Source organism: Lactiplantibacillus sp. 7.2.4 (assembly GCF_018991185.1).
Lineage (GTDB): Bacteria > Bacillota > Bacilli > Lactobacillales > Lactobacillaceae > Lactiplantibacillus > Lactiplantibacillus pentosus.
Map to the genome: position 1 here is coordinate 1 of NZ_JAGYGS010000058.1, position 20735 is coordinate 20735.

At 45.7% G+C, this 20735-nt stretch carries 22 protein-coding genes and 1 other annotated feature; of the genes, 17 read left to right on the forward strand and 5 right to left on the reverse strand.

Going from position 1 to position 20735, the window contains the following annotated elements:
• Positions 1-1139 precede the first annotated feature (1139 nt).
• The 3 genes from KGF70_RS13730 to KGF70_RS13740 all read right to left on the reverse strand — a co-directional run bounded on the left by KGF70_RS13730 (position 1140) and on the right by KGF70_RS13740 (position 3537).
• Positions 1140-2471 (reverse strand): aminopeptidase C, encoded by a 1332-nt coding sequence (locus KGF70_RS13730; RefSeq protein WP_216768894.1) that lies wholly within the window; start codon positions 2469-2471, stop codon positions 1140-1142.
• A 75-nt stretch (positions 2472-2546) separates the two neighbouring features.
• Positions 2547-3230, reverse strand: a complete 684-nt coding sequence (rpiA, locus tag KGF70_RS13735; protein WP_216768893.1) for a ribose-5-phosphate isomerase RpiA — start codon at positions 3228-3230, stop codon at positions 2547-2549.
• A gap of 10 nt (positions 3231-3240) precedes the next feature.
• Positions 3241-3537: a GNAT family N-acetyltransferase gene (locus KGF70_RS13740; RefSeq protein ID WP_003637758.1), complete on the reverse strand. Its 297-nt coding sequence runs from the start codon at positions 3535-3537 to the stop codon at positions 3241-3243.
• Between the two features lie 598 nt (positions 3538-4135).
• Here KGF70_RS13740 and KGF70_RS13745 point away from each other — a divergent pair.
• The 17 genes from KGF70_RS13745 (at position 4136) to rplL (ending at position 19651) form a co-directional block, all read left to right on the forward strand.
• Positions 4136-4672, forward strand: coding sequence for a dUTP diphosphatase (locus tag KGF70_RS13745; protein ID WP_050339195.1), 537 nt, complete (start codon positions 4136-4138; stop codon positions 4670-4672).
• Between the two features lie 136 nt (positions 4673-4808).
• Positions 4809-6188 carry a DNA repair protein RadA gene (radA, locus tag KGF70_RS13750; protein WP_216768891.1) on the forward strand — a complete coding sequence of 460 codons (1380 nt, stop codon included), beginning with the start codon at positions 4809-4811 and terminating at the stop codon, positions 6186-6188.
• Positions 6189-6206: 18 nt separating this feature from the next.
• Complete coding sequence (locus tag KGF70_RS13755; RefSeq protein ID WP_050339193.1) at positions 6207-7412, forward strand: PIN/TRAM domain-containing protein; 1206 nt, start codon at positions 6207-6209, stop codon at positions 7410-7412.
• Positions 7413-8456: 1044 nt separating this feature from the next.
• Positions 8457-9947, forward strand: a complete 1491-nt coding sequence (gene gltX, locus KGF70_RS13760) for a glutamate--tRNA ligase (RefSeq protein ID WP_088771263.1) — start codon at positions 8457-8459, stop codon at positions 9945-9947.
• 1182 nt (positions 9948-11129) lie between these two features.
• On the forward strand, positions 11130-12545 hold the full coding sequence (gene cysS, locus KGF70_RS13765) for a cysteine--tRNA ligase (RefSeq protein ID WP_105961354.1): 1416 nt from the start codon (positions 11130-11132) through the stop codon (positions 12543-12545).
• Position 12546: 1 nt separating this feature from the next.
• Positions 12547-12957 carry a Mini-ribonuclease 3 gene (locus KGF70_RS13770; protein ID WP_003637764.1) on the forward strand — a complete coding sequence of 137 codons (411 nt, stop codon included), beginning with the start codon at positions 12547-12549 and terminating at the stop codon, positions 12955-12957.
• Positions 12929-13714, forward strand: a complete 786-nt coding sequence (gene rlmB / locus KGF70_RS13775) for a 23S rRNA (guanosine(2251)-2'-O)-methyltransferase RlmB (protein ID WP_050546761.1) — start codon at positions 12929-12931, stop codon at positions 13712-13714. Before KGF70_RS13770 ends, rlmB begins: the two co-directional genes overlap by 29 nt.
• 1 nt (position 13715) lies before the next feature.
• A complete protein-coding gene (locus KGF70_RS13780) occupies positions 13716-14261 on the forward strand; it encodes an NYN domain-containing protein (protein ID WP_050339190.1) in 546 nt (181 codons plus the stop codon).
• Between the two features lie 389 nt (positions 14262-14650).
• On the forward strand, positions 14651-15214 hold the full coding sequence (locus KGF70_RS13785; RefSeq protein WP_050339189.1) for a sigma-70 family RNA polymerase sigma factor: 564 nt from the start codon (positions 14651-14653) through the stop codon (positions 15212-15214).
• A gap of 61 nt (positions 15215-15275) precedes the next feature.
• A complete protein-coding gene (gene rpmG, locus KGF70_RS13790; RefSeq protein WP_003637768.1) occupies positions 15276-15425 on the forward strand; it encodes a 50S ribosomal protein L33 in 150 nt (49 codons plus the stop codon).
• An 11-nt stretch (positions 15426-15436) separates the two neighbouring features.
• A complete protein-coding gene (gene secE / locus KGF70_RS13795; RefSeq protein ID WP_003637769.1) occupies positions 15437-15622 on the forward strand; it encodes a preprotein translocase subunit SecE in 186 nt (61 codons plus the stop codon).
• Positions 15623-15727: 105 nt separating this feature from the next.
• Positions 15728-16276: a transcription termination/antitermination protein NusG gene (gene nusG, locus KGF70_RS13800; protein WP_216768889.1), complete on the forward strand. Its 549-nt coding sequence runs from the start codon at positions 15728-15730 to the stop codon at positions 16274-16276.
• A gap of 43 nt (positions 16277-16319) precedes the next feature.
• Positions 16320-17198 (forward strand): alpha/beta hydrolase, encoded by an 879-nt coding sequence (locus KGF70_RS13805; RefSeq protein ID WP_367115005.1) that lies wholly within the window; start codon positions 16320-16322, stop codon positions 17196-17198.
• 101 nt (positions 17199-17299) lie between these two features.
• Positions 17300-17725, forward strand: coding sequence for a 50S ribosomal protein L11 (gene rplK, locus KGF70_RS13810; RefSeq protein ID WP_003637772.1), 426 nt, complete (start codon positions 17300-17302; stop codon positions 17723-17725).
• Positions 17726-17825: 100 nt separating this feature from the next.
• Positions 17826-18515: a 50S ribosomal protein L1 gene (gene rplA, locus KGF70_RS13815; protein WP_050339187.1), complete on the forward strand. Its 690-nt coding sequence runs from the start codon at positions 17826-17828 to the stop codon at positions 18513-18515.
• Positions 18516-18570: 55 nt separating this feature from the next.
• Positions 18571-18684, forward strand: a sequence feature (ribosomal protein L10 leader region).
• 29 nt (positions 18685-18713) lie between these two features.
• The gene (gene rplJ / locus KGF70_RS13820; RefSeq protein WP_003637774.1) at positions 18714-19217 is read left to right on the forward strand and encodes a 50S ribosomal protein L10; all 504 of its coding nucleotides are present in this window, start codon (positions 18714-18716) and stop codon (positions 19215-19217) included.
• Positions 19218-19276: 59 nt separating this feature from the next.
• The gene (rplL, locus tag KGF70_RS13825; protein ID WP_216768885.1) at positions 19277-19651 is read left to right on the forward strand and encodes a 50S ribosomal protein L7/L12; all 375 of its coding nucleotides are present in this window, start codon (positions 19277-19279) and stop codon (positions 19649-19651) included.
• Between the two features lie 76 nt (positions 19652-19727).
• Here rplL and KGF70_RS17405 read toward each other — a convergent pair whose 3' ends face one another.
• Positions 19728-20009 (reverse strand): site-specific integrase, encoded by a 282-nt coding sequence (locus KGF70_RS17405; protein ID WP_367889998.1) that lies wholly within the window; start codon positions 20007-20009, stop codon positions 19728-19730.
• A 522-nt stretch (positions 20010-20531) separates the two neighbouring features.
• On the reverse strand, positions 20532-20735 hold a 204-nt coding region (locus KGF70_RS13835), incomplete at its 5' end, for a hypothetical protein (protein WP_216786464.1).

The window sequence follows — 20735 nt, forward strand, 5'->3', positions numbered from 1 at the left end:
TTTAGCGAGTGATTTGCGTCTGTTTTTTTATTTGATGGGACTATTGCGTTTCTCTTTCCCGGCTAATTTGATGTGAATCGTGATTAAAACGTGCCAATTCTTAAGTTCAAGAGCAGCCAGCTGAGGCCCGCTGGAAACAGTGCGGTTTTGCGTAAACTTGCAGTAATAGATTCGTCTTATTCCGGCTTCCAGGCATTCTGGGCAATGGCCGTGACGTGGTGGACACAGATTTAAGCCGAAAATCACGTCTTAAATACTGGTCTTCCACTAACCAAGCACAAAACGCTTGCTAAGTGGAATTTCACCACTTGGCCTTGCCCAGAATACCTTCCAGCCGGGATTGTATTCGAAGGGCAGACATTGCGGGTCCAACTTTAAATGGACGGATCATTGATTCTTAACAGACAGTTATCTTGAGATTCAACTGTAAGACTGGTTTCCGATCATCACCAATTTAGCAGACTATTATTGGCCAGACGTCCGCATTGCTGAACGTTATATGGATTTAGCCTAATCATCTGAAATCGCAAAGTGTAGATGCCAAAAGAAAGACAATGCTATCGACTAATTTCAAGAATAGTTACTATATAAAGTTAGTGAATAATCTGGCGAATAATTTTCCTAGTATTTGACTTTCATAAATTGATCGTCCATACAGACTCAATTTGCCTGGAGGTTCAGGGTTTAATATTCAGTGGCCAATTGTACCCAGATGGGTGGCTGTTCATCCGCCATTCGAGCGGCTTCCCGACTGGAGGGGCTGGCTGACAATGCTCAGTAGCCAAATTATTCTTAGCTGGAAGTGGGCTGCTTCCGGCTTAGAATAAGACTCGTATTTGAAATTGCGCAGCGGGTTTCTGCGTGAGTTCAAATCGACGTCGGCTACGTTCCAGCAATTGTCAGACGGCCCCGGAAGTCGGACTAAGGCGCGCATCGGCTGACGAACAACAAACTAACCAATTGGCACGTTTGAATCACGATTCATGACAACTTAACACGTGACTTAAAAGGGGAGTGTTGCGTTGCCTAATAAAAAAGCGTCGCCAGGATAATAATCCGTGGCGACGCATAAATTGTGGTCAATCATTGTTGCGTGGTAATCAACGACGATGATTGGCAGTAGAGCTTTCTAGTTTCAATTAAGCCAAAGCACCCATTGGATCCCAAGGGGCTAAGACAGTTGGTTCTTCAGCTTGAGCTTGTTTCAAGTTGTCAGGCAAGAATTCTTTGTTGACGACGACTTGGTAGCAGTATTCGTCCATCCAAGCGTCACTCATGACGAAGAAGCCTTTGGACCCAACTTTATCGCCCCAGCTGTTTTCAACCTTCCATTTAGTTGGTTGGCCGTCAACCAAGTCGACACCGGTGATAACCATGGCGTGGGTCATCAGACTTTCGCCGTAATCGAGGCGTTCAGCCTTGGACATTGCTAAATCAACGTCGAATAATTCGTCCTTGTTGTAGACGTCCGTTGCCATGACACCTTTTTGCCGGTCAGAGGATTTACCCACATCACAACCGAACCAGACGCTTTGTCCAGCTTGTAATTGCTTGATGGCGAGTTGCTTGAAGTCGGCCATGGAGACGTTTAAATGCTTAACTTCGCGGCCGCCCAAGACGTTCCCTAACATTTCAATCGTGTAGGTGTGGTTATATGGCTTGTCATCAGTTGGTGCGTTGATGATTGAAACGTAGTCATCTAAGTTCCAACCAACGTATTTTCCGAAGAAACTTTGCGGTGTCAAGTTTTGGTCGATATGGTACTGTTTCTTGTCATCGCGGTATTCCCAGTCAAAATGTGAAACGGGTTCGCCGAAAGCATAGGCTAACATCCGGTAAACTTCATTTAACATCTTTTCTTTACGTTCCTGGATGGCGTCATCGCTAGTACCAGCAGCGACTAATTCACGCAATTCAACGGCATCTTTACGTAACTTTAAGTTAAGTGTGCTGTTGATTTCAGCGGATTTTGAACTGTTGTAAGTTTCTGGCATGACACTCTTAGGCACGATACCGTACTTCTGAATAAGGGCAACGAGCATATCCCATTGGCCACCGTCTTGTTGTGGCGTGGTCATCAACCAAGCCACTTTACGGCTGCTAGTTGGTTGGTCGGCGGTTGCCAAGACGTTTTCGTAGAAGTAGTTGGCCTTTTCGAATTTGTCCCAGAAGAAGGTATAGTTTTGGGATAATTCGAAGTGCTTTAAGTTGAATTTTTCAGCTAATGAATGCCGCATGGTATTTAAAGCGGCAAACATCCAGCAACGACCACTTTGTTTTTGGTTAGCGACTTCGCCGGTATCCAAATCGATTGAAAATACGGGGGTCGTTTGGCTCATCGCCTGAATATCTTGACTGCTTGCTAAGATGCCGTTCTTCGTCACGCTACGTTCGATGACTTTGGCTTCTGGACGTTGGTCCAAGTCGGCTTGAAAGTTAGCAATTTGATCCATACTGATTGCTTTACTCAAAAGATCACTCTCCTTTAATCTAATTCTCATTGTATCGGTTTATGCCGGGTGGGGCAAGCTTTCCGTTGGGATTAACTAGGCCCGGGTCTCAATGACTTCTGGACCGTTGGCGTGGCCGACGATAACAGTGTTGACCATGTCTAAGAATAGGCCGTGTTCAACGACGCCAACCATGTGAATCAAATCTTCGGCTAAAGCGTGTGGGTCGGTGATTGGATCGATGTGCAGGTCGATAATAATATTGTTAGAATCGGTCCGCACGAGTTCGTCGTTAACTTTCCGGAAAACGGGATTGTAGCCGCGAGCCGCCATTTTTTCGAAGACGTGTTGGCTCCCGTAAGGAATGACTTCAACGGGGAGTCCAAAGGCGCCTAATTGGTGCACCATTTTACTTTCATCAACGATCCACATGACTTTATCAGAATTGATGGCCACGATTTTTTCGAAGAGCAAGGCAGCGCCACCGCCTTTGACACCTTGAAAATTGTCGGAGATTTCGTCGGCGCCATCAATGGTTAAATCTAGGTGGTCGACTTCATCAACGGACTTCATTGGAATCCCGAGTGCTTTGGCTTGAGCAGCCGTACGGTCAGAAGTGGAGACGCCGACAATGTTCAAATGTTCGTTTTTGACCCGTTCACCGAGTGCATCGACCATGAATTTGACCGTTGAACCGGTTCCAAGGCCGACTTGCATGCCGTCTTTAATGTATTCAACGGCCTTTTGACCAACGAGTTGTTTTAACTGATCCTGATTCATAATTTTGAGATTACTCCTTTGATTGAGAACTAGTGACTAAAACGTCGGCAGCTTCAGGGTGCCGATCAAAGTAAGCCTTGGCGTAAGTGCAGAGCGGCTGAATGTGTTTGCCTTCTGCTCGTGCGGCCTCGATGACTGCGCGGGTCAATTGCCCGGCGATGCCTTGGTGACCGTAATCGTCACGAACAAAAGTGTGTTCAATGACCCAAGTCTGGTCATCATTGATGGCCGGGAAGGTAATTTCACCAGCTAACTTGCCAGTTTCATCATTAAAATAAAAACGGTGTGCTTCACGCGTGAATTCCATTGATTTCACCACCTTGTAAAGGGTTTTATGCCTACCGTAATTAAACCGGTAAATGCCCGTTTTGTCAACGAAACTTCCGTGGATAATCGTGGAAGTTTAAAACGTGGATTTTACAGTCAGATTTTCCCTATCGCGAATTGGATAGTGAGATCGCATTTCGACTCGGAAACGTTGCCAATAAGTGAGTGATAGTGTACCAACCCAAGTGGTGAGCTTTGAGCACGAGTAAGATACTGTTGCAGTAGGGGCAGCATCTGCTGTTCCAGATAAAGTGGTGCGTTTTGGGCCCGAACAAGACGGATAATTGGCGACGACTAATTAGAGTAAGCGCATCCATAACGAACGATATAAATGCCGCTTTTCAGTCGGATGGATTTTCGACCATCAAACCACGAGCTGGCGGCTTAAGTATGGTAAAATGTGAACACTAATGGTTGCCGGTTGAAAGCGGGTAAAGCTGGGCAAAAGCGGCTGATTCGTATCAGCCTGGACCGAGTGTTAATCTGATTGCTAGCTAGACGGCGAGCGACGAATGTCAGGCTTGCTCAGCTGGTCGCCACCTAACTAATGAAATTAAACGATGAAAGTGGGAATTGAAATGGCACGGGGTTTTAAAATTGTGAGTCAGTATGCACAAGCAGGGTTACACTTACCATATCGCGCGACGAAGCAGGCAGCGGGGTATGATTTTGAGGCAGCGGAAGACTTCACGTTGCCGTCGATTTGGAAATTGAATTTTATCAAGGTATTGTGGCAATTACATCGGAGTGAAACGGCTTCGACGACGGACCTAGATGCCGCTGCTAAGGTGCTGAAACCCTGGTTGGTTCCAACTGGTATTAAGGCGTTTATGAATGATGGCGAATACTTACTATTAGCCAACCGTTCAAGTAACCCGCTTAAACGCAATCTGATTTTACCAAACGGTATCGGCGTCATTGATGCGGATTACTATGACAATCCGAAAAATGAAGGCGCGATTTTCGTTCAATTGATCAACATGGGGATTCGTGATGTGCACATCAAAAAGGGTGAACGCATTGCTCAAGGAATTTTCACCCCTTATTTGACGGTGACGGATGAAGAAAATGTGACAACCACGCGTTCTGGTGGCTTTGGCTCAACAAATAAGTAGCGAATTAATAAAAAATCAATTAAGCTAGTGTGATTTAACGGCTTTAATGATTAATAATGGTAAAATAAACTTATGGTCGATTGACAGAAAAGACGGGTTTGGCCCGTATTTGACGAGAAAATGGAGGCGCGCTTGAGTGGCAAAAGCTAAAACTCAGTTTGTTTGTTCAAACTGCGGTTATTCGACACCGCGATATTTAGGCCGGTGTCCGAACTGTGGTGAATGGAATACGTTGACGGAAGAACATTTTGATACGAAGCCAGACCGCAAGTCCCGGGTGAGCTTTGCCGGTAAGTCGGCGAAACCACAACGGTTAAAAGAAGTTTCACTGACGAAGACGCCGCGCGTCAAAACCAAGTTGAAGGAGTTCAACCGCGTTCTCGGTGGCGGGGTCGTTCCTGGTTCCTTAGTGTTAATTGGTGGGGATCCCGGCATTGGGAAGTCGACGCTACTATTGCAAGTTTCTGGCCAGCTGGCTGAAACGGGGGGCTCCGTGCTATACGTCACGGGGGAAGAAAGTGCTGCACAAGTCAAGATGCGGGCTGACCGTTTGGCCGTTAGTAGCGAAGATTTCTTCTTATATCCTGAAACGGACATGTCAAATATTCGCTCAACGATTGAAGAGACTCATCCGGACTTTGTCGTAATCGACTCGGTTCAAACGATGCAGGAGCCGGATATGGATTCAGCGATTGGTTCCGTTTCCCAGATTCGAGAAATTACGGCAGAATTATTACAAATTTCCAAGACCAACGGCATTACGATTTTTATCGTCGGTCACGTGACTAAGGGCGGTGCGATCGCCGGTCCAAAGATTTTGGAACACATGGTGGATACGGTGCTGTACTTTGAAGGTGACCCGCACCACACTTATCGGATTCTACGTGCGGTTAAGAACCGGTTTGGCTCCACAAATGAACTCGGTATTTTTGAAATGCGGACGGGGGGGCTTTACGAAGTTGCCAATCCATCCGAAATCTTCCTGGAAGAACGGCTCAAAGATGCGACTGGTTCAGCCATCGTCGTTTCAATGGAAGGCACTCGGCCAATCTTGGTGGAAGTCCAGGCGCTGGTCACGCCAACGGTATTTGGTAACGCCAAGCGGACGGCGAGTGGCTTGGACCACAACCGGGTCTCGCTTATCATGGCGGTATTGGAAAAGCGCGCGAGCCTGATGCTTCAAAATCAAGATGCCTATTTGAAGGCCGCTGGTGGGGTCAAACTAGATGAACCAGCGATTGATTTGGCGATTGCCGTCAGTGTAGCTTCCAGTTATCGCGACCAACAAACGCGTCCGAGTGACTGTTTTGTCGGTGAAGTCGGCTTGACTGGTGAAATTCGGCGGGTCAATCGGATTGAATCTCGGGTCGGTGAGGCCGCTAAGTTAGGCTTCAAACGTATTTTTATTCCGAAGAATAATCTGCAAGGCTGGGATATTCCGACGGGCATCGAAGTGATTGGGGTGGCGACCTTAAAGGAAGCGCTCCAGTTGGCATTACAACAACCAAATTACTAAAACAAAGGGGCTGACGCCATGAAGAAGTTAACGGTGCGACTAGTATTCATTGTCGTGGGGGGCACGTTAGGACTAACGTACTTACCTTATTTATGGACGATGCTGTTGTCGCAGCCAAATGTTTTGCTGAATAACGTTTTCACCAATTTTTTGCTGGGAGCGCTGATTTTATGGATTTTGTCGCTGTTTTTAGCGAATGCCGCGGTGCGGTTAGTGGATCGAGTAGAAAAGAACTTGTCCAAACAAAATCCGATGACATTACTGTTTGGCAGTATTGGATTCATTATTGGGTTATTGATCGCGGTTCTGATATCGCAATTATTCAGTCGTAGTCCATTATTCTTATTGAACACGGTCGTCCCAATAATTTTGATGCTATTTTTTGGTTACATCGGTGCTCGCGTCGGTACGACCCGTATCGATGAATGGCGTAAAGTTTTTAATTTCCGACGACGTGAAAAAGAAGCCAGCCCGGAAATCACGGATGCTCAGCCTGACCAAAATTATCACCATTACAAGATTTTGGATACAAACATCTTAATTGATGGTCGGATCTATGACATTGTCAAAACGGGTTTCCTCGAAGGAACGTTGTTGGTGCCCAACTTTGTCCTCTATGAATTGCAGTACATCGCTGACTCGGCGGATAGTATCAAACGTGTTCGTGGCCGCCGTGGATTAGATATTCTGAACAAGCTACAAAATGAGAATATCATCCCAGTTGAAATGTACGAGGGTGATTTTGAAGACATCCCAGAAGTCGATAGCAAGTTGATCCAGTTGGCGAAAAAGGTCAACGGCGTGATCGTCACGAACGACTACAACTTGAACAAAGTGATCGAATTCCAAAACGTCCAAGTCTTAAACATCAACCAATTGGCCAAATCACTGAAGCCACGGGTCATTCCGGGTGAGGAGATGAACGTCATGGTGGTTAAGAATGGTAGTGAGCGCCAACAAGGGGTCGGCTACTTAGACGATGGAACGATGGTCGTCGTCGAAGATGGGAAGTTCTACATCAACGAAAAGGTCGACGTGGTCGTCACAAGTGCCCTCCAGACGGATGCGGGCCGCATGATTTTTGCCCGGTTAGCCCATTCTAACCGCGGTATTCCGGACCATGCCGATAGTAATAGTAACAAACACAATAACAATAATAGTAATAATAATCGCAACAGTAACCACAGCAATGGTAACAACAATAACCGCAACAACCGGCGCTAACCTTACTGATAACAGCAGTCTTTCTTTTTGGGGACTGCTGTTTTTGTATTCTGGTTTCTGTGTTGAAAGGTAGTGATTCCCGTTGTGCTAGTTGGCTTACTGTTCGTCAGCATTTGTTCTTCCTATTCCGACTTCCGGGGCCGGCTGACAATTGCTGGAACGTAGCCGACGTCGATTTGAACTCACGCAGAAAATCACTGCGCAATTTCAAATACGAGTCTTATTCTAAGCCGGAAGAAGACCACTTCCGACTAAGAATAATTTGGCTACTGAGCGTTGTCCGGCGGGCCGGCCAGTCGGGAAGCCGTTCGAATGGCGGATGAACGGCCACCTATCTGGGTACAATTGACCACTGAATATTAGGAGAGAAGTCCTTCGAGTAAATTTTCAATCGATATTGATAATGCTTTATGGCATTTTAGTATTGAGAAGACTATTGAATATGATTCACTAATTGCAATGGACACTAGTCTTGAATTTAATCGTCGGAATTTAATTAATAAGCTTACATTGGTTTGTAATTCGAGACTTTGCTATCTCAAACGATGGAGAAAATTCTGACAAGTTGAGTGAAGTTGCTTGTCATAAGCCTTAAAGCGTGGCAAAAAAAGGTTAGCTGTTATGAGAACCAGTCTGACAGTTGAATATTAAAAGGACTGTTGACCTAGGAATCAACGACTAATTCATATGGAAAGTTGGGACCGTAAATGTTCGCCCTTCGAATACCTGGAAGCTGGCGTAGGACGTCACCGCCACAGCAAGTTTATGTTAACTCGCACTGTTTCCAGCGTACCTCAGCTGGCAGCTTTTGACTTTGAAGTTTGCTTTTAGCTTGCATCCGAATCAACCACAACTAATCCAACCGTAGCAGCGGCCCAACCCAAATGATTTTGAGGTTTTTACAACGGGTTCGGTCTGAAACCTTAATTTTTAGTGGTAAACATGGTAAACTGGAAAAGCAAGTGAAAGTCGCAGTATTCTGGTGTTAACTGGAGCGCGGCGTAACATTTAAGATGAAAAAATATGAAAGAGGCGTTAATCACATTGGCAAAGAGTAAGATTCGTGTGCGTTACGCACCAAGTCCAACTGGCCATTTACACATTGGTAATGCTCGGACTGCATTGTTTAACTATTTATTTGCCCGGCATAATAAGGGTAAGTTTATTCTTCGGATTGAAGATACCGACTTAAAACGGAACGTTAAAGACGGTGAAAAGAGTCAGATGGATAACTTGACCTGGTTAGGAATTGATTGGGATGAAGGTCCAGATAAGGGCGGCGACTTTGGCCCTTATCGTCAATCTGAACGTAAGTCAATCTATGATCCGTTGATTCAACAATTAATTGATGAAGGTAAAGCGTACGAATCTTACATGACGGAAGAAGAATTGCAGGCCCAACGTGAAGCCCAAAAGGCTCGCAAGGAAATGCCACACTACGTCTATGAATTTGCTGGTATGACGGAAGAAGAAAAGCAGGCCAAGATTGCGGCTGCTAAGGAAGCTGGTATCCAACCAGTGGTCCGTTTCCACGTCCCAGAAAACCAAACGTACGCTTGGGATGACATGGTCAAAGGCAACGTTTCGTTTGAATCCAAGACGGTCGGTGGCGACTTTGTCATTAAGAAGCGCGATGGTATGCCAACGTATAACTTCGCCGTGGTTGTGGATGACCACATGATGGAAATCAGTCACGTCTTCCGTGGTGATGACCACGTGGCTAACACGCCTAAGCAATTAATGATTTATGAAGCTTTCGGTTGGCAACCACCGAAGTTCGGTCATATGAGTTTGATCATCAATACCGAAACGGGTAAGAAATTGAGTAAGCGTGATGAAACGGTGCTTCAATTCATCGAACAATATCGTGAATTGGGCTACTTGCCAGAAGCCATGCTTAACTTCATTATCCTCTTAGGGTGGTCACCAGTTGGCGAAAGTGAATTGTTCACGAAGCGCGAATTCATCAAGATGTATGATGAAAAGCGTTTAAGCAAGTCACCAGCTGCATTTGATGCGAAGAAGCTCGAATGGGTCAACAACCAATACATCAAGAAGGCGGATGACAATGAAGTCTTTGCGATGTCAATTCGTCAGTTGATCAAGGCTGGTCGGTTGCCACAACGCCCAGACATGAGTCAAATCGAATGGACGCGGACGTTAGTGTCCCTCTTCAAGAACCAAATGAGTTATACCGGGCAAATCGTTGACTTAGCCGACCTGTTCTTCAATGGTCCCGCTGATATCAATGATGAAGCCAAGGCAGAACTTGATAATGACACGGCATTGCCAGTCTTGAAGGAATTCCGTCAACGCATTGAAAACATCGACGTTTTCGAAGCAACGGCCATTCAAAAGACGATCAAGAGTATTCAAAAGGATACGAAGATCAAGGGTCGTGCCTTATACATGCCAATTCGGATCGCCGTTTCGCATGAAATGCACGGGCCAGAATTACCTGAAACAATCGAATTACTTGGTCGCGAAACGACTAAGAAGCACCTTGATGCCATGATTGCGGAATTAGCGAAGTAGGTTCTACAATCGCAATCGGTATGCGAGTCGTCAGGCGGTGTACCGAGGTGTTTCAATTAAAAATTAGTGCGATTGTCACGATAATAACCGGATGGTCGGAAGCTCATCATGAGTGCAACGATAGTCGGTAAGACTCGCGTGGCAGCACGTGAAAGTGTCTTTTGTATGGCGGGATTGGATTCCGCAGTATGAGGGGCGCTTTTTCATTTGTCCTCCAAACATGGTAAACTATCATCAAAAGTAACACGTATCGTGGGAGTTAATTTGTCATGCATCATGATTAAAACGTGCCAGTTATTAAGTTCAAGTGCTACCAGCTGAGACCCGCTGGAAACAGTGCGAGTTACCGTAAACATGCAGTGATAGGTGCGTCCTAGGCCGGCTTCCAGGCATTCTGGTCAATGGCCGGAACGTGGTGGACACAGATTTAAGCCGAAGTCCACGTCTTAAATACTGGTCTTTCACTAACCAAGCCAAAAACGCTTGCTAAGTGAAATTTCACCACTGGGCCTTGCCCAGAATACCTTCCAGCCGGGATGGTATTCGAATGGCAGACATGTTCGGTCCCAACTTTTGATGAACTGTTCGTAGGTTCTTAGTAAACAGTCATTTTGATAGTCAACTGTAAGACAGTTTTTTGTAGTCTTCTCTAGCTTGCCTGAAATGATAAAGTCTGAACTTCTAACAGATGGCAATTCTATCGACTAATCGTTCTAATCGCAAGACTAGTTGTTACTGGAATTTCAGATCATCTCATCAACATTTAAATATAACAAACAATCATTGACACTGATTAAAAGTTCGCATAAAGATCCAGTCTTTTAACATTCAGTGGTCAATTGTGCCAGGATAGGTGGCCGTTCATCTGCCATTCGAGCGGCTTCCCGACTGGAGGGGCTGGCGGACAATGCTCAGTAGCCAAATTATTCTTAGCTGGAAGTGTTTTTCTTCCGGCTTAGAATAAGACTCGTATTTGAAATTGCGCAGTGGTCTTCTGCGTGAGTTCAAATCGACGTCGGCTACGTTCCAGCGTTGTCAGCCGGCCCCGGAAGTCGGACTAGGAAGCGCATCGGCTGACAAACAGGACGCCAACTTAGCACGTTTTAATCATCTTTAATGCCAAATCATAACTAACACAACGCGTAAAGTAACACGTCTCAATTGAAAGGAGTTGTCGCCAATATGCTAAGCGTTTTTAATACGTTAACGCGCCAAAAAGAACCGTTTAAACCAATTACCCCCGGAGTTGTGAAGATGTATGTCTGTGGGCCGACTGTTTATAACTATATTCATATCGGGAATGCCCGCTCCGCAATCGCCTTTGATACGATTCGGCGGTATTTTGAATACCGGGGTTACCACGTCGACTATGTCTCTAACTTTACGGATGTTGATGATAAACTCATTAAGCGAGCTGCTGAGGACCATACCACGGTTCCTGCTGTGGCGGACCGGTTCATTCAAGCTTTTATGGAAGATACTGCGGCGGTCAATATTGAACCGGCGACGGCTCATCCCCGCGCATCTGAAAATATTCCAGAAATTATTGCGTTTGTCCAAGTCCTGATTGATAAGGGCTACGCATACGAATCAGCTGGTGATGTCTACTACCGGGCCCGTAAGTTCAAGAATTATGGGCAACTCTCAGACCAACGAATCGATGACTTGGAAGTTGGTGCGAGTCAACATACGGCGGATGAAGAGACTGATCGTAAAGAAGATCCAATCGACTTTGCCCTCTGGAAAGCGGCTAAACCCGGTGAGATCTCGTGGGATTCCCCATGGGGTGCTGGACGACCGGGCTGGCATATCGAATGCTCCGTGATGTCGACCAAGTATCTCGGCGATACGTTTGATATTCACGGTGGTGGGCAAGACTTAGAGTTCCCACATCACGAGAATGAAATCGCTCAAAGTGAAGCCAAGACTGGGCAGAAGTTTGCCAACTACTGGCTGCATAACGGCTTTGTGACGGTTGGTGACGACAACGAAAAGATGAGCAAGTCACTGGGCAACTTTGTGACGGTCCACGATATCATCAAGACGGTCGATCCCCAAGTGTTGCGCTTTTTCATGGCAACGACGCAGTATCGGCGGCCAATTCAATATACGCAGGGCAACCTGGACGAAGCTGCCAATAATTTGGATAAGTTGCGGAATGCTTATCGTAATTTAACGTTCCGTCTCAAGGACGCGACGACTGGGGCTGACGAAACGGTCAGTGCTCAGCTGAAGACGTTGACTGACAATTTTGTGACTGCAATGGACGATGATTTTAATGTCCAGAACGGGGTCGCAGCAGTTTATGAATTAGCCAAATTGGCCAACGTGTATGCCGCTAAAACGACCGTTCAAAGTGACACCTTGACGGCATTAAGTGCGACCCTCGAGGCGTTAGCCGGCGTGTTTGGCGTGACCTTAGCAGCTCCCGCCAATGCCAGTTTGGCAGACGACGCGATTCAAGCGCTGATCGATGAACGCGAAGCAGCTCGGCAAGCCAAGGATTTTGCCAAGGCCGACCAGATTCGTGACGACTTGAAAGCGCAAGGGATCATTTTAGAAGATACGCCTCAGGGTGTGCGGTTTAGAAAGGAATAATATGCAAGTTGATTATCAGCAATTAAATGGGATCGCGCTCGCGTACCTCGGTGACGCGGTGTATGAACCATTTATTCGCCAACACTTGATTGAAAGTGGTTATACGAAGGCGACTAAGTTACACCATCATGCGACACATTACGTTTCAGCCAAGGCTCAAGCGGCGTTGATCGAACGGATGCAGGCCGAAGAAGTTCTGACACCGACCGAAGTCGACGTATTCAAACGGGGTCGGAATGCCAAGAGTCATACGTCTGCCAAACACACGGACGTCCTGACCTATCGTATTTCGACGGGGTTTGAAGCGGTATTTGGGTATTTACAACTGACCCAACAGACGGACCGAATCGCAGAACTCGCGCAGTGGTGCATTAAACAAGTGGATGAAGGGAGGGTTTCCAGTGTCAAATAATGAACAGGACCAAACAGCAGCTGACTTTGTGATTGGTCGCCATCCAGCAATGGCCGCCATTAAGAGTGACCAACAAATCAACAAAGTCTTTATTCAAAGTGGGTTACAGGCGGATGTGCTGAATGATATTGCTAAAATTGCCAAAAAACGGAATTTGATCGTGCAATATGTGCCCAAACAAAAGTTAGACCGGTTGACCGATAATGCGAACCATCAGGGGGTCGCAGTCGGAGTCGCCGCGTTTGAATATGCGACGATCGATGACTTGTTTGCCGTGGCGAAGGCCAAGGATGAAGCTCCATTTTTCTTGATTTTGGATAACATCGAGGATCCCCACAACCTCGGTTCAATCATGCGGACAGCGGATGCCGCCGGGGTACATGGTATCATCATTCCAAAACGCCGGGCAGTCGGCTTGACCAGTACGGTGGCCAAAACGTCGACGGGTGCAATCGAACACGTCAAGGTGGCGCGGGTCACGAACTTGGTTCAGACGGTCAAGCAACTGCAAGAAGCCGGCCTCTGGATTTTTGGAACGGACATGAACGGAACGGATTACCGCCAGTGGGATGCATCTGGTGCAGTCGGCCTCATTATTGGGAACGAAGGCAAGGGGATTTCCCCATTGTTGAAGAAAAACGTCGATGAGATGCTGACGATTCCGATGATTGGTCATGTTCAGAGTTTGAATGCCAGCGTGGCAGCTAGTCTGTTGATTTATCAAGGCTATACGTCACGGCATCCACTGGGAAAATGATATGAAACAACAACTATTGATTGTTGATGCTTATAATATGATTGGTAATTGGCCCGAGCTCAATCATTTGAAGCAAACGGACCGCTTACCACAAGCCCGCGATGAGTTAATCAGCATGTTAACTGAATATAAGAAAATCACGGGTCTCAATATCAGCCTAGTATTTGATGCGATGTACGTCCCAGGTAACTCTAAGAGCTATCGCCAGGCGGATTTGGAAATCATCTGGACGAGTAAGGACCAGACAGCGGACAGCTATATTGAAAAGTATGCGGCTGAAAAACAGTCGCGGGTGCTGCAAGTCACGGTCGCCACGAGTGACCAGGCCGAACAGTGGGTGATTTTTTCTGAAGGTGCCCTACGTGTGCCGGCCTTAGAATTACGCAAACGGGTCCATACAGCATTGAAGGAAGTCCGTCATACAGCTGTTCGGACGCAAGACTTAGGGTCGGTGCGCAAATCACCCTGGAATGAAGCCCAGTTGACAGCACTCGATCAATTTCGTCAGCAGTTGGAACGCAATCACGTTAAACATCACCATAAGTAGGCGCTGAACAGGTGTCACTAGTTTGGGATTAGTGGATGCCTGGTGTTAGGTGATGAGGAAGATGTGCGCACGGACAATTGTCTGATACTTAGTGTCGCTGCGCATGACGCAAAGTAACAAAGTGAGACGTTTTAAAATGGTTACGTCACGCGGATAATCTCGACACTGAGCAGCGATGGCAATCAGGGCCGCGATATCGTGATATCCACTGCTCTTGTGTTAACGTCCCGGTTATTTTGATAAGTCGACATTGCAAATTTAATACCCGTCAAATCAGCTCAAAATAAGAACCTTCGTTCGCTTGTGGTGCCGCGGATAACCCCGTATATTGAGTGTTACAGATGCTCAGGGGTGCGGTTTCTGAAACTAAGTGGAAGTAGGAACGTCATATGGATGAGCAACAATTAATTGCGTTAGCAGCAACTGGAGATAGTCTCAGTATCCAAATTTTGGCTGTACAATATCAACCGGTGGTTTGGCGGTTGCGACAGCACTACTACGTTCCAAATTTCGAGACGGATGATTGGTGCCAAGAAGGACGGATTGCCGTTCATCGGGCCGCTCAGAGGTATCAGCGAGCTCAGGATTGTCCCTTTGGCGCGTATTTCCGGGCATTGTTGACTCATCAGATTATTGATTGTATTCGGCGGGCGCAAGCTCAGAAACGTCGTCCGGACGGTGAGCGAGTCCCGCTGGATGTCAATGACGAACAAGCCGTTGGTGAGTTACAAGCACCGACAATGTCGACACTGGATATCGTGCATGTCCGCGAGCAGATTCGGGTGTTTGGCCTAATCTGTTCGACATTTGAAGGCGCCGTTTTCGCCGATTTGTTGGCAGGATGTTCGCCTGAAAGCATCGCGGCACACTACCATGTTGAAGTACCACAGGTGATCAACGCAATTGACCGCTGTCGCAAAAAGTTGCGGGCGCTCTTACGCTCAGCATCCTGAAATTGACATTCGAAAAGTTCCATGCTAATGTTATACCTGATTTATCATGGAGGTTTTGTCGATGGCACAGAAAAAAGTTGCATTAGCATGTACCGTTTGTGGTTCTCGGAACTACACGATCGATGCTAACCCAAATCGAACTGACCGCTTAGAAGTTAAAAAATTTTGTAAATATTGTGGCAAACATACACTTCATCGTGAAACGCGGTAGGGGGATTAGAAATGCGCTTATTTAAATTTTTTGGTCAAGTTGGACGTGAAATGAAGAAGGTTACCTGGCCAACTTGGCGCGAGAATCGTCGCGACTCATGGACAGTGGTTTCAACATCCTTGTTCTTCGTGGCATTCTTCGCACTGTTTGATTGGATTATTCAATTATTATTACAGATGTTAACAAGCTGGCATTAATGGCTTTTTGAATCATAATTTGTTATAATAATGGCAATGAAAGAAAACTTCGTGTAAACGAGGTTTTTTTATTTTGCCTCAAGACATTTTTAAAGGAGAATCGTAATGGTCGAGTCTGTTGAAAAAAGATGGTATGTCCTACATACCTACGCTGGTTATGAAAATAAGGTTAGTTCTAACTTGGAATCCCGGATTCAATCCATGGGAATGGAAGACAACATCTTTCGGGTCGTTGTCCCTGAAGAAGAAGCCCATGAAGTGAAGAATGGGAAAGACAAAGTTGAAATGAAGAAAATCTTCCCAGGCTACGTGTTGGTTGAAATGGTTATGACGGACCAAGCTTGGTACATTGTTCGTAACACGCCTGGTGTCACTGGATTCTTAGGCTCTCATGGGCAAGGTAGTAAGCCAACCCCATTGTTGCCAGAAGAAGCTGAACAGATCCTTCATCAATTAGGAATGAGCACACGTCATACGGAATTGAACGTCGAAGTTGGCGAACAAGTTACCATTATCGACGGTGCCTTCTCAGGTCTTTCAGGTGAAATCACTGAAATTGATAATGAAAAGATGAAGCTCAAGGTCAACATCAACATGTTTGGTCGTGAGACGAGTACGGAATTAGACTTTGATCAGGTTGATCAGATTCAATAATTAATCTTAAGGATAAGTAAGCTGGTGGACCATCTTGGCAGAAGTGATTTTAGTCATCATCGGCGTCATTGTGCTCGGCGTCATCAGTCGAATTTCGTTTAAATTTTGGCAATACGGTCGGCCTCAGAATTTGAAAGCAGCCAAGCCCGCGCAGACGGCGGATGATAGTGCGGTGACCCTGTTTATCCCAGGATATGCGGGTAATCGTTTTTCATTCGGTGGCATGCTTCAACGCTTCACGGCCGGTGGGATTGCCAACAAATCGTTGGTGGTCATGATTGATCGTCATAATCACCCGCACGTGACTGGCGAGTTAGATGACTATCGACCAATGGTGCAGCTAATCTTTGCGACCCCGCGCGTGGCAGTCCGGCAACAAGCCGCGGGCGTCTTGGCGGTCGTACAATATTTAATTGCTCATGAGCATGTCCAGACCATTAATTTGGTCGCACATTCTATGGGTGGCGTGGTGCTCTTTCAATATCTGACGACGGCAGCTAAGCTCGTGAATTTGCCGGAGGTCCGCAAAGTCGTTACAATTGGGGCGCCATTCAATGATAGTGAAGTTGGTCAAAATACGTATCCAATCGAGAACCATCCCTTAACTGCGACTGGCCCGACCAAGACGACGCCAGTTTATAATTACTTTTTGCGGACGCTGCAACGGTTGCCCAATACGATCTCGTATTTGAATATCGCGGGCAACATCGGTGATGCGGCGCAAAGTGATGGGGCGGTGGCACTCAACAGTGCATTATCGCTACGATTTTTATTGCGGCCGACACGTGATCAGTATCAAGAATTTGTCGTTCATGGTAAGAATGCGCGCCATTCACGGTTGCATGAGAATTATGAAGTGGACCGACAAATTGTTCAGTTTTTATATCCGGATACCATAAAAAAGGTTGATGGTGAAAAATAGATATGCTACAATGATGTTTGTGCGTCACGTATGCACGTTTACGTGGGAGGAGCAAAAACTCAGCTCCATTTACCACATCACGGACTAAGGAGGAATGTCTCGTGGCTAAAAAAGTAGCTAACGTTGTTAAATTACAAATTCCTGCGGGCAAAGCAACACCTGCTCCGCCAGTTGGACCAGCTTTAGGTCAAGCAGGTATCAATATCATGGGCTTCACAAAGGATTTCAATGCTCGTACCGCTGATCAAGCAGGTATGATTATTCCCGTTGTGATCACAGTGTACGAAGATCGTTCATTCGACTTCATCACTAAGACCCCACCTGCTGCCGTTCTATTAAAGAAAGCTGCCGGTGTTGAACATGGTTCCGGTGAACCTAACACGAAGAAGGTTGCAACTGTAACCAAGGATCAAGTTAAGCAAATCGCCGAAACTAAAATGCAAGATCTAAACGCAGCTGATGTTGAAGCAGCAATGCGCATGATCGAAGGTACTGCTCGGAGTATGGGATTCACCGTCGAAGGCTAATTCAGTACTGTTGAGTATGTCGGACACTTCATCAAAATGAATGTGTCAAGTGGGAGGAAATCTCCGTTTGAACCACATTTGCAAGGAGGAAAACACTTAGATGGCAAAGAAAAGTAAACAATACCAAGAAGCCGCTAAGCTAGTTGATCGTGACAAAGCTTACGATGTAACTGAAGCGGTAGACTTGGTCAAAAAAATGGATTTCGCAAAGTTTGATGCAACTGTTGAAGTTGCCTTCAAATTAAACGTTGATACAAAGCAAGCCGACCAACAACTTCGTGGCGCGGTTGTCCTTCCTAACGGTACCGGTAAAGATCAAACCGTTGTCGTTTTTGCTAAGGGTGACAAGGCTAAAGAAGCTGAAGAAGCCGGTGCTGACTTTGTTGGCGAAGCTGACCTTGTTGAAAAAATTCAAGACGGTTGGTTAGACTTCGACGTCGCAATCGCTACCCCTGACATGATGGCCCAAGTTGGTCGTTTAGGTCGGGTTCTTGGACCTAAAGGCTTAATGCCTAACCCTAAGACTGGTACGGTTACGATGGACGTTGCTAAGGCCGTTAACGATTCAAAAGCTGGTAAGGTGACTTACCGGACTGACCGTGACGGTAACGTTCACGTTCCTGTTGGCAAGGTATCATTCGATACTGACAAGCTTGTTGGCAACTTCAAGACGATTGAAGACACCATCGTTAAAGCTCGTCCAGCCTCAGTACGTGGGACTTACATCCAAAACTTAGTTGTGACATCAACCTTTACCCCAGCGGTACGTGTTGACTTAGCATCATTTTAAGGATTAATTTCTGAAAACAATTGACCCCGTGGGTGATCTGTGATAGATTACTAGAGGTTAAGTAATATCTCTACCTAAGACTCAGGCGGCTTAACGGCCTTAATCTACCTGCCGAGGACATTGTTTTTTCTCTATGTCTTGGTGGACATAGGGATTTTTTTATAAATCCCTGAACCAAAATTCTGGGAGGTGAATCTGTTGAGTAAAGAAACAATTGCTGTTAAAGCACAAGAAGTCGAAGAAGTTGCAGAACAATTAAAGAACTCAGTATCAGCCATCGTTGTTGATTACCGTGGTTTGACGGTTGCAGAAGTAACTGATTTACGTAAGCAATTACGTGATGCCGGTGTTCAAATGCGCGTTATCAAGAACAAGATCATGGTGCGTGCCGCTGATAAGGCCGGATTTGAAGACTTAAAACCTGTTTTTGCTGGTCCTACTGCCGTTGCCTTCTCTGAAGAAGACCCAGTTGCTCCTGCAAAGATCTTGGCTAACTTCGCGAAGACTGCGGACGCTCTTCAATTAAAGGGTGGCGTTATCGAAGGTAAAGTTGCAGATCTTGAAACTGTTCAAGAATACGCTACGATGCCATCACGTGAAGAATTATTGGCTACGATTGCCAACTTGTTACAAGCACCTGTTCGTAACGTTGCATACGCTGTTAAGGCGGTTGCTGAAAAAGGCGACGAAGACGCAGCTTAATCAGCTGTCAGTGTGTTAAAAAATAAAAAATAAGTTCATATAAAATGGAGGAACAAAAAATGGCTTTTGATAAAGATGCTATTATCGACTCATTAAAAGAAGCTTCAATCTCAGATTTAAACGACTTAGTTAAGGCTATCGAAGAAGAATTCGATGTCTCAGCTTCAGCTCCTGTTGCTGTTGCCGGTGCTGCTGGTGGCGACGCTGCCGCTGCCGCTGCTAAGGATTCATACGATGTTGAATTAACTGAATCCGGTGACCAAAAGGTTAAGGCTATTAAGGCCGTTCGTGATATCACTGGTCTTGGCTTGAAAGACGCTAAGGGTCTTGTTGACAACGTACCTTCAATCATCAAGGAAGGCGTTTCAGAAGACGAAGCCAACGATATGAAAGCTAAGCTTGAAGAAGTTGGTGGTGTCGTTACCCTTAAGTAATTCTTACTTAACGGAACGTCATCGAACCGGATACACTGCTGTTATGGTGGTGTGTCCGGTTTTTTTGTACCATCATTTATGAGAGAATCGGGTACATTTCGGAGTGATTCGGGTATAAATTCTGTTGCTCATCGTCTGAATCTCCTAGAAGCGTACCGGCCATACCGTTGAAGACATTAATTGCACCACGGACATTTTCACGCGTATAACTTTGCGTCATTTGCAAAGATGAGTGGCCTAGCCAATGCATATCGTCAGCTGCAACTTGTCCATTAGGTAATATCATAGTTTCGAAGTAATGGCGTAAGATATGTGGCGTGATGTGGATATTAGTAGCTTTGCCTACTTTGTTTAATATTTGTTGGCCTGCTGCACATCCATTGGCATACTCGTTTCTTTATTTACGAATAGGAGGCTTTCGTTATCAATTGTTCGGACTTGCTCCAGTTTCGGAACTCGTTATGAATATTGGAATAGGGGCGCCGTACCGGCTACAACGTTTTGTTACATGATCAAAGATACCAAGGTGTCGCTTGTGTGAGATCAATTTTCTCTTTCCCATTTTCTCTTTTAAATCATTCCTTTCTTTTTCGTTCGTAGTTCATAGTATTCAAATTTATAAATTCAATAGTGTGGATAAATCGTTGGTAACCCGTTTCATCAATAGGGAATGAAATAGCGGTATTTAAAAATCCTGGCTGTTATTTCCTGAATCATATTTGAGATATGCCCCAAGTTCTGCGTGATTAGTAAAATCTATTGTCGATAAGGCAGCCTTTCAATTATTCTTGAATATCAAAATACACTGCACAGAAACCAGAATTAAAAACGTATGTTCGTTTAATGATTAAAAATATACCCCGTTCGTGGGGTATATTTCCTAATGACGTTTAGTTCGATCAAGAAACTCAGTTTGAAACTGTCTAATATATTTATTTAATGATTGTCGAATTGCGGGTGCATCCTGTGCAAGGCGATAAACTGTCCCCTTATTTCTGCCTTGCTTAGTTAGTAATTTGGCATCTACCATTTCATTAAGAATTTTGTGACCTTCATATGAACTCTTGTAAAGATCTTTTACATC

Bases quoted from the DNA above. Each gene is read 5' to 3' on its own strand.
- rlmB (WP_050546761.1), top strand. From the start codon at position 12,929: ATGAAGGGAGGGTTTCCAGTGTCAAATAATGAACAGGACCAAACAGCA.
- rpmG (WP_003637768.1), top strand. From the start codon at position 15,276: ATGGCACAGAAAAAAGTTGCATTAGCATGTACCGTTTGTGGTTCTCGG.
- cysS (WP_105961354.1), top strand. From the start codon at position 11,130: ATGCTAAGCGTTTTTAATACGTTAACGCGCCAAAAAGAACCGTTTAAA.
- rplA (WP_050339187.1), top strand. From the start codon at position 17,826: ATGGCAAAGAAAAGTAAACAATACCAAGAAGCCGCTAAGCTAGTTGAT.
- KGF70_RS13785 (WP_050339189.1), top strand. From the start codon at position 14,651: ATGGATGAGCAACAATTAATTGCGTTAGCAGCAACTGGAGATAGTCTC.
- KGF70_RS13740 (WP_003637758.1), bottom strand. From the start codon at position 3,537: ATGGAATTCACGCGTGAAGCACACCGTTTTTATTTTAATGATGAAACT.
- rpiA (WP_216768893.1), bottom strand. From the start codon at position 3,230: ATGAATCAGGATCAGTTAAAACAACTCGTTGGTCAAAAGGCCGTTGAA.
- secE (WP_003637769.1), top strand. From the start codon at position 15,437: ATGCGCTTATTTAAATTTTTTGGTCAAGTTGGACGTGAAATGAAGAAG.
- nusG (WP_216768889.1), top strand. From the start codon at position 15,728: ATGGTCGAGTCTGTTGAAAAAAGATGGTATGTCCTACATACCTACGCT.
- rplL (WP_216768885.1), top strand. From the start codon at position 19,277: ATGGCTTTTGATAAAGATGCTATTATCGACTCATTAAAAGAAGCTTCA.
- KGF70_RS13755 (WP_050339193.1), top strand. From the start codon at position 6,207: ATGAAGAAGTTAACGGTGCGACTAGTATTCATTGTCGTGGGGGGCACG.
- KGF70_RS13745 (WP_050339195.1), top strand. From the start codon at position 4,136: ATGGCACGGGGTTTTAAAATTGTGAGTCAGTATGCACAAGCAGGGTTA.
- KGF70_RS13770 (WP_003637764.1), top strand. From the start codon at position 12,547: ATGCAAGTTGATTATCAGCAATTAAATGGGATCGCGCTCGCGTACCTC.
- KGF70_RS13780 (WP_050339190.1), top strand. From the start codon at position 13,716: ATGAAACAACAACTATTGATTGTTGATGCTTATAATATGATTGGTAAT.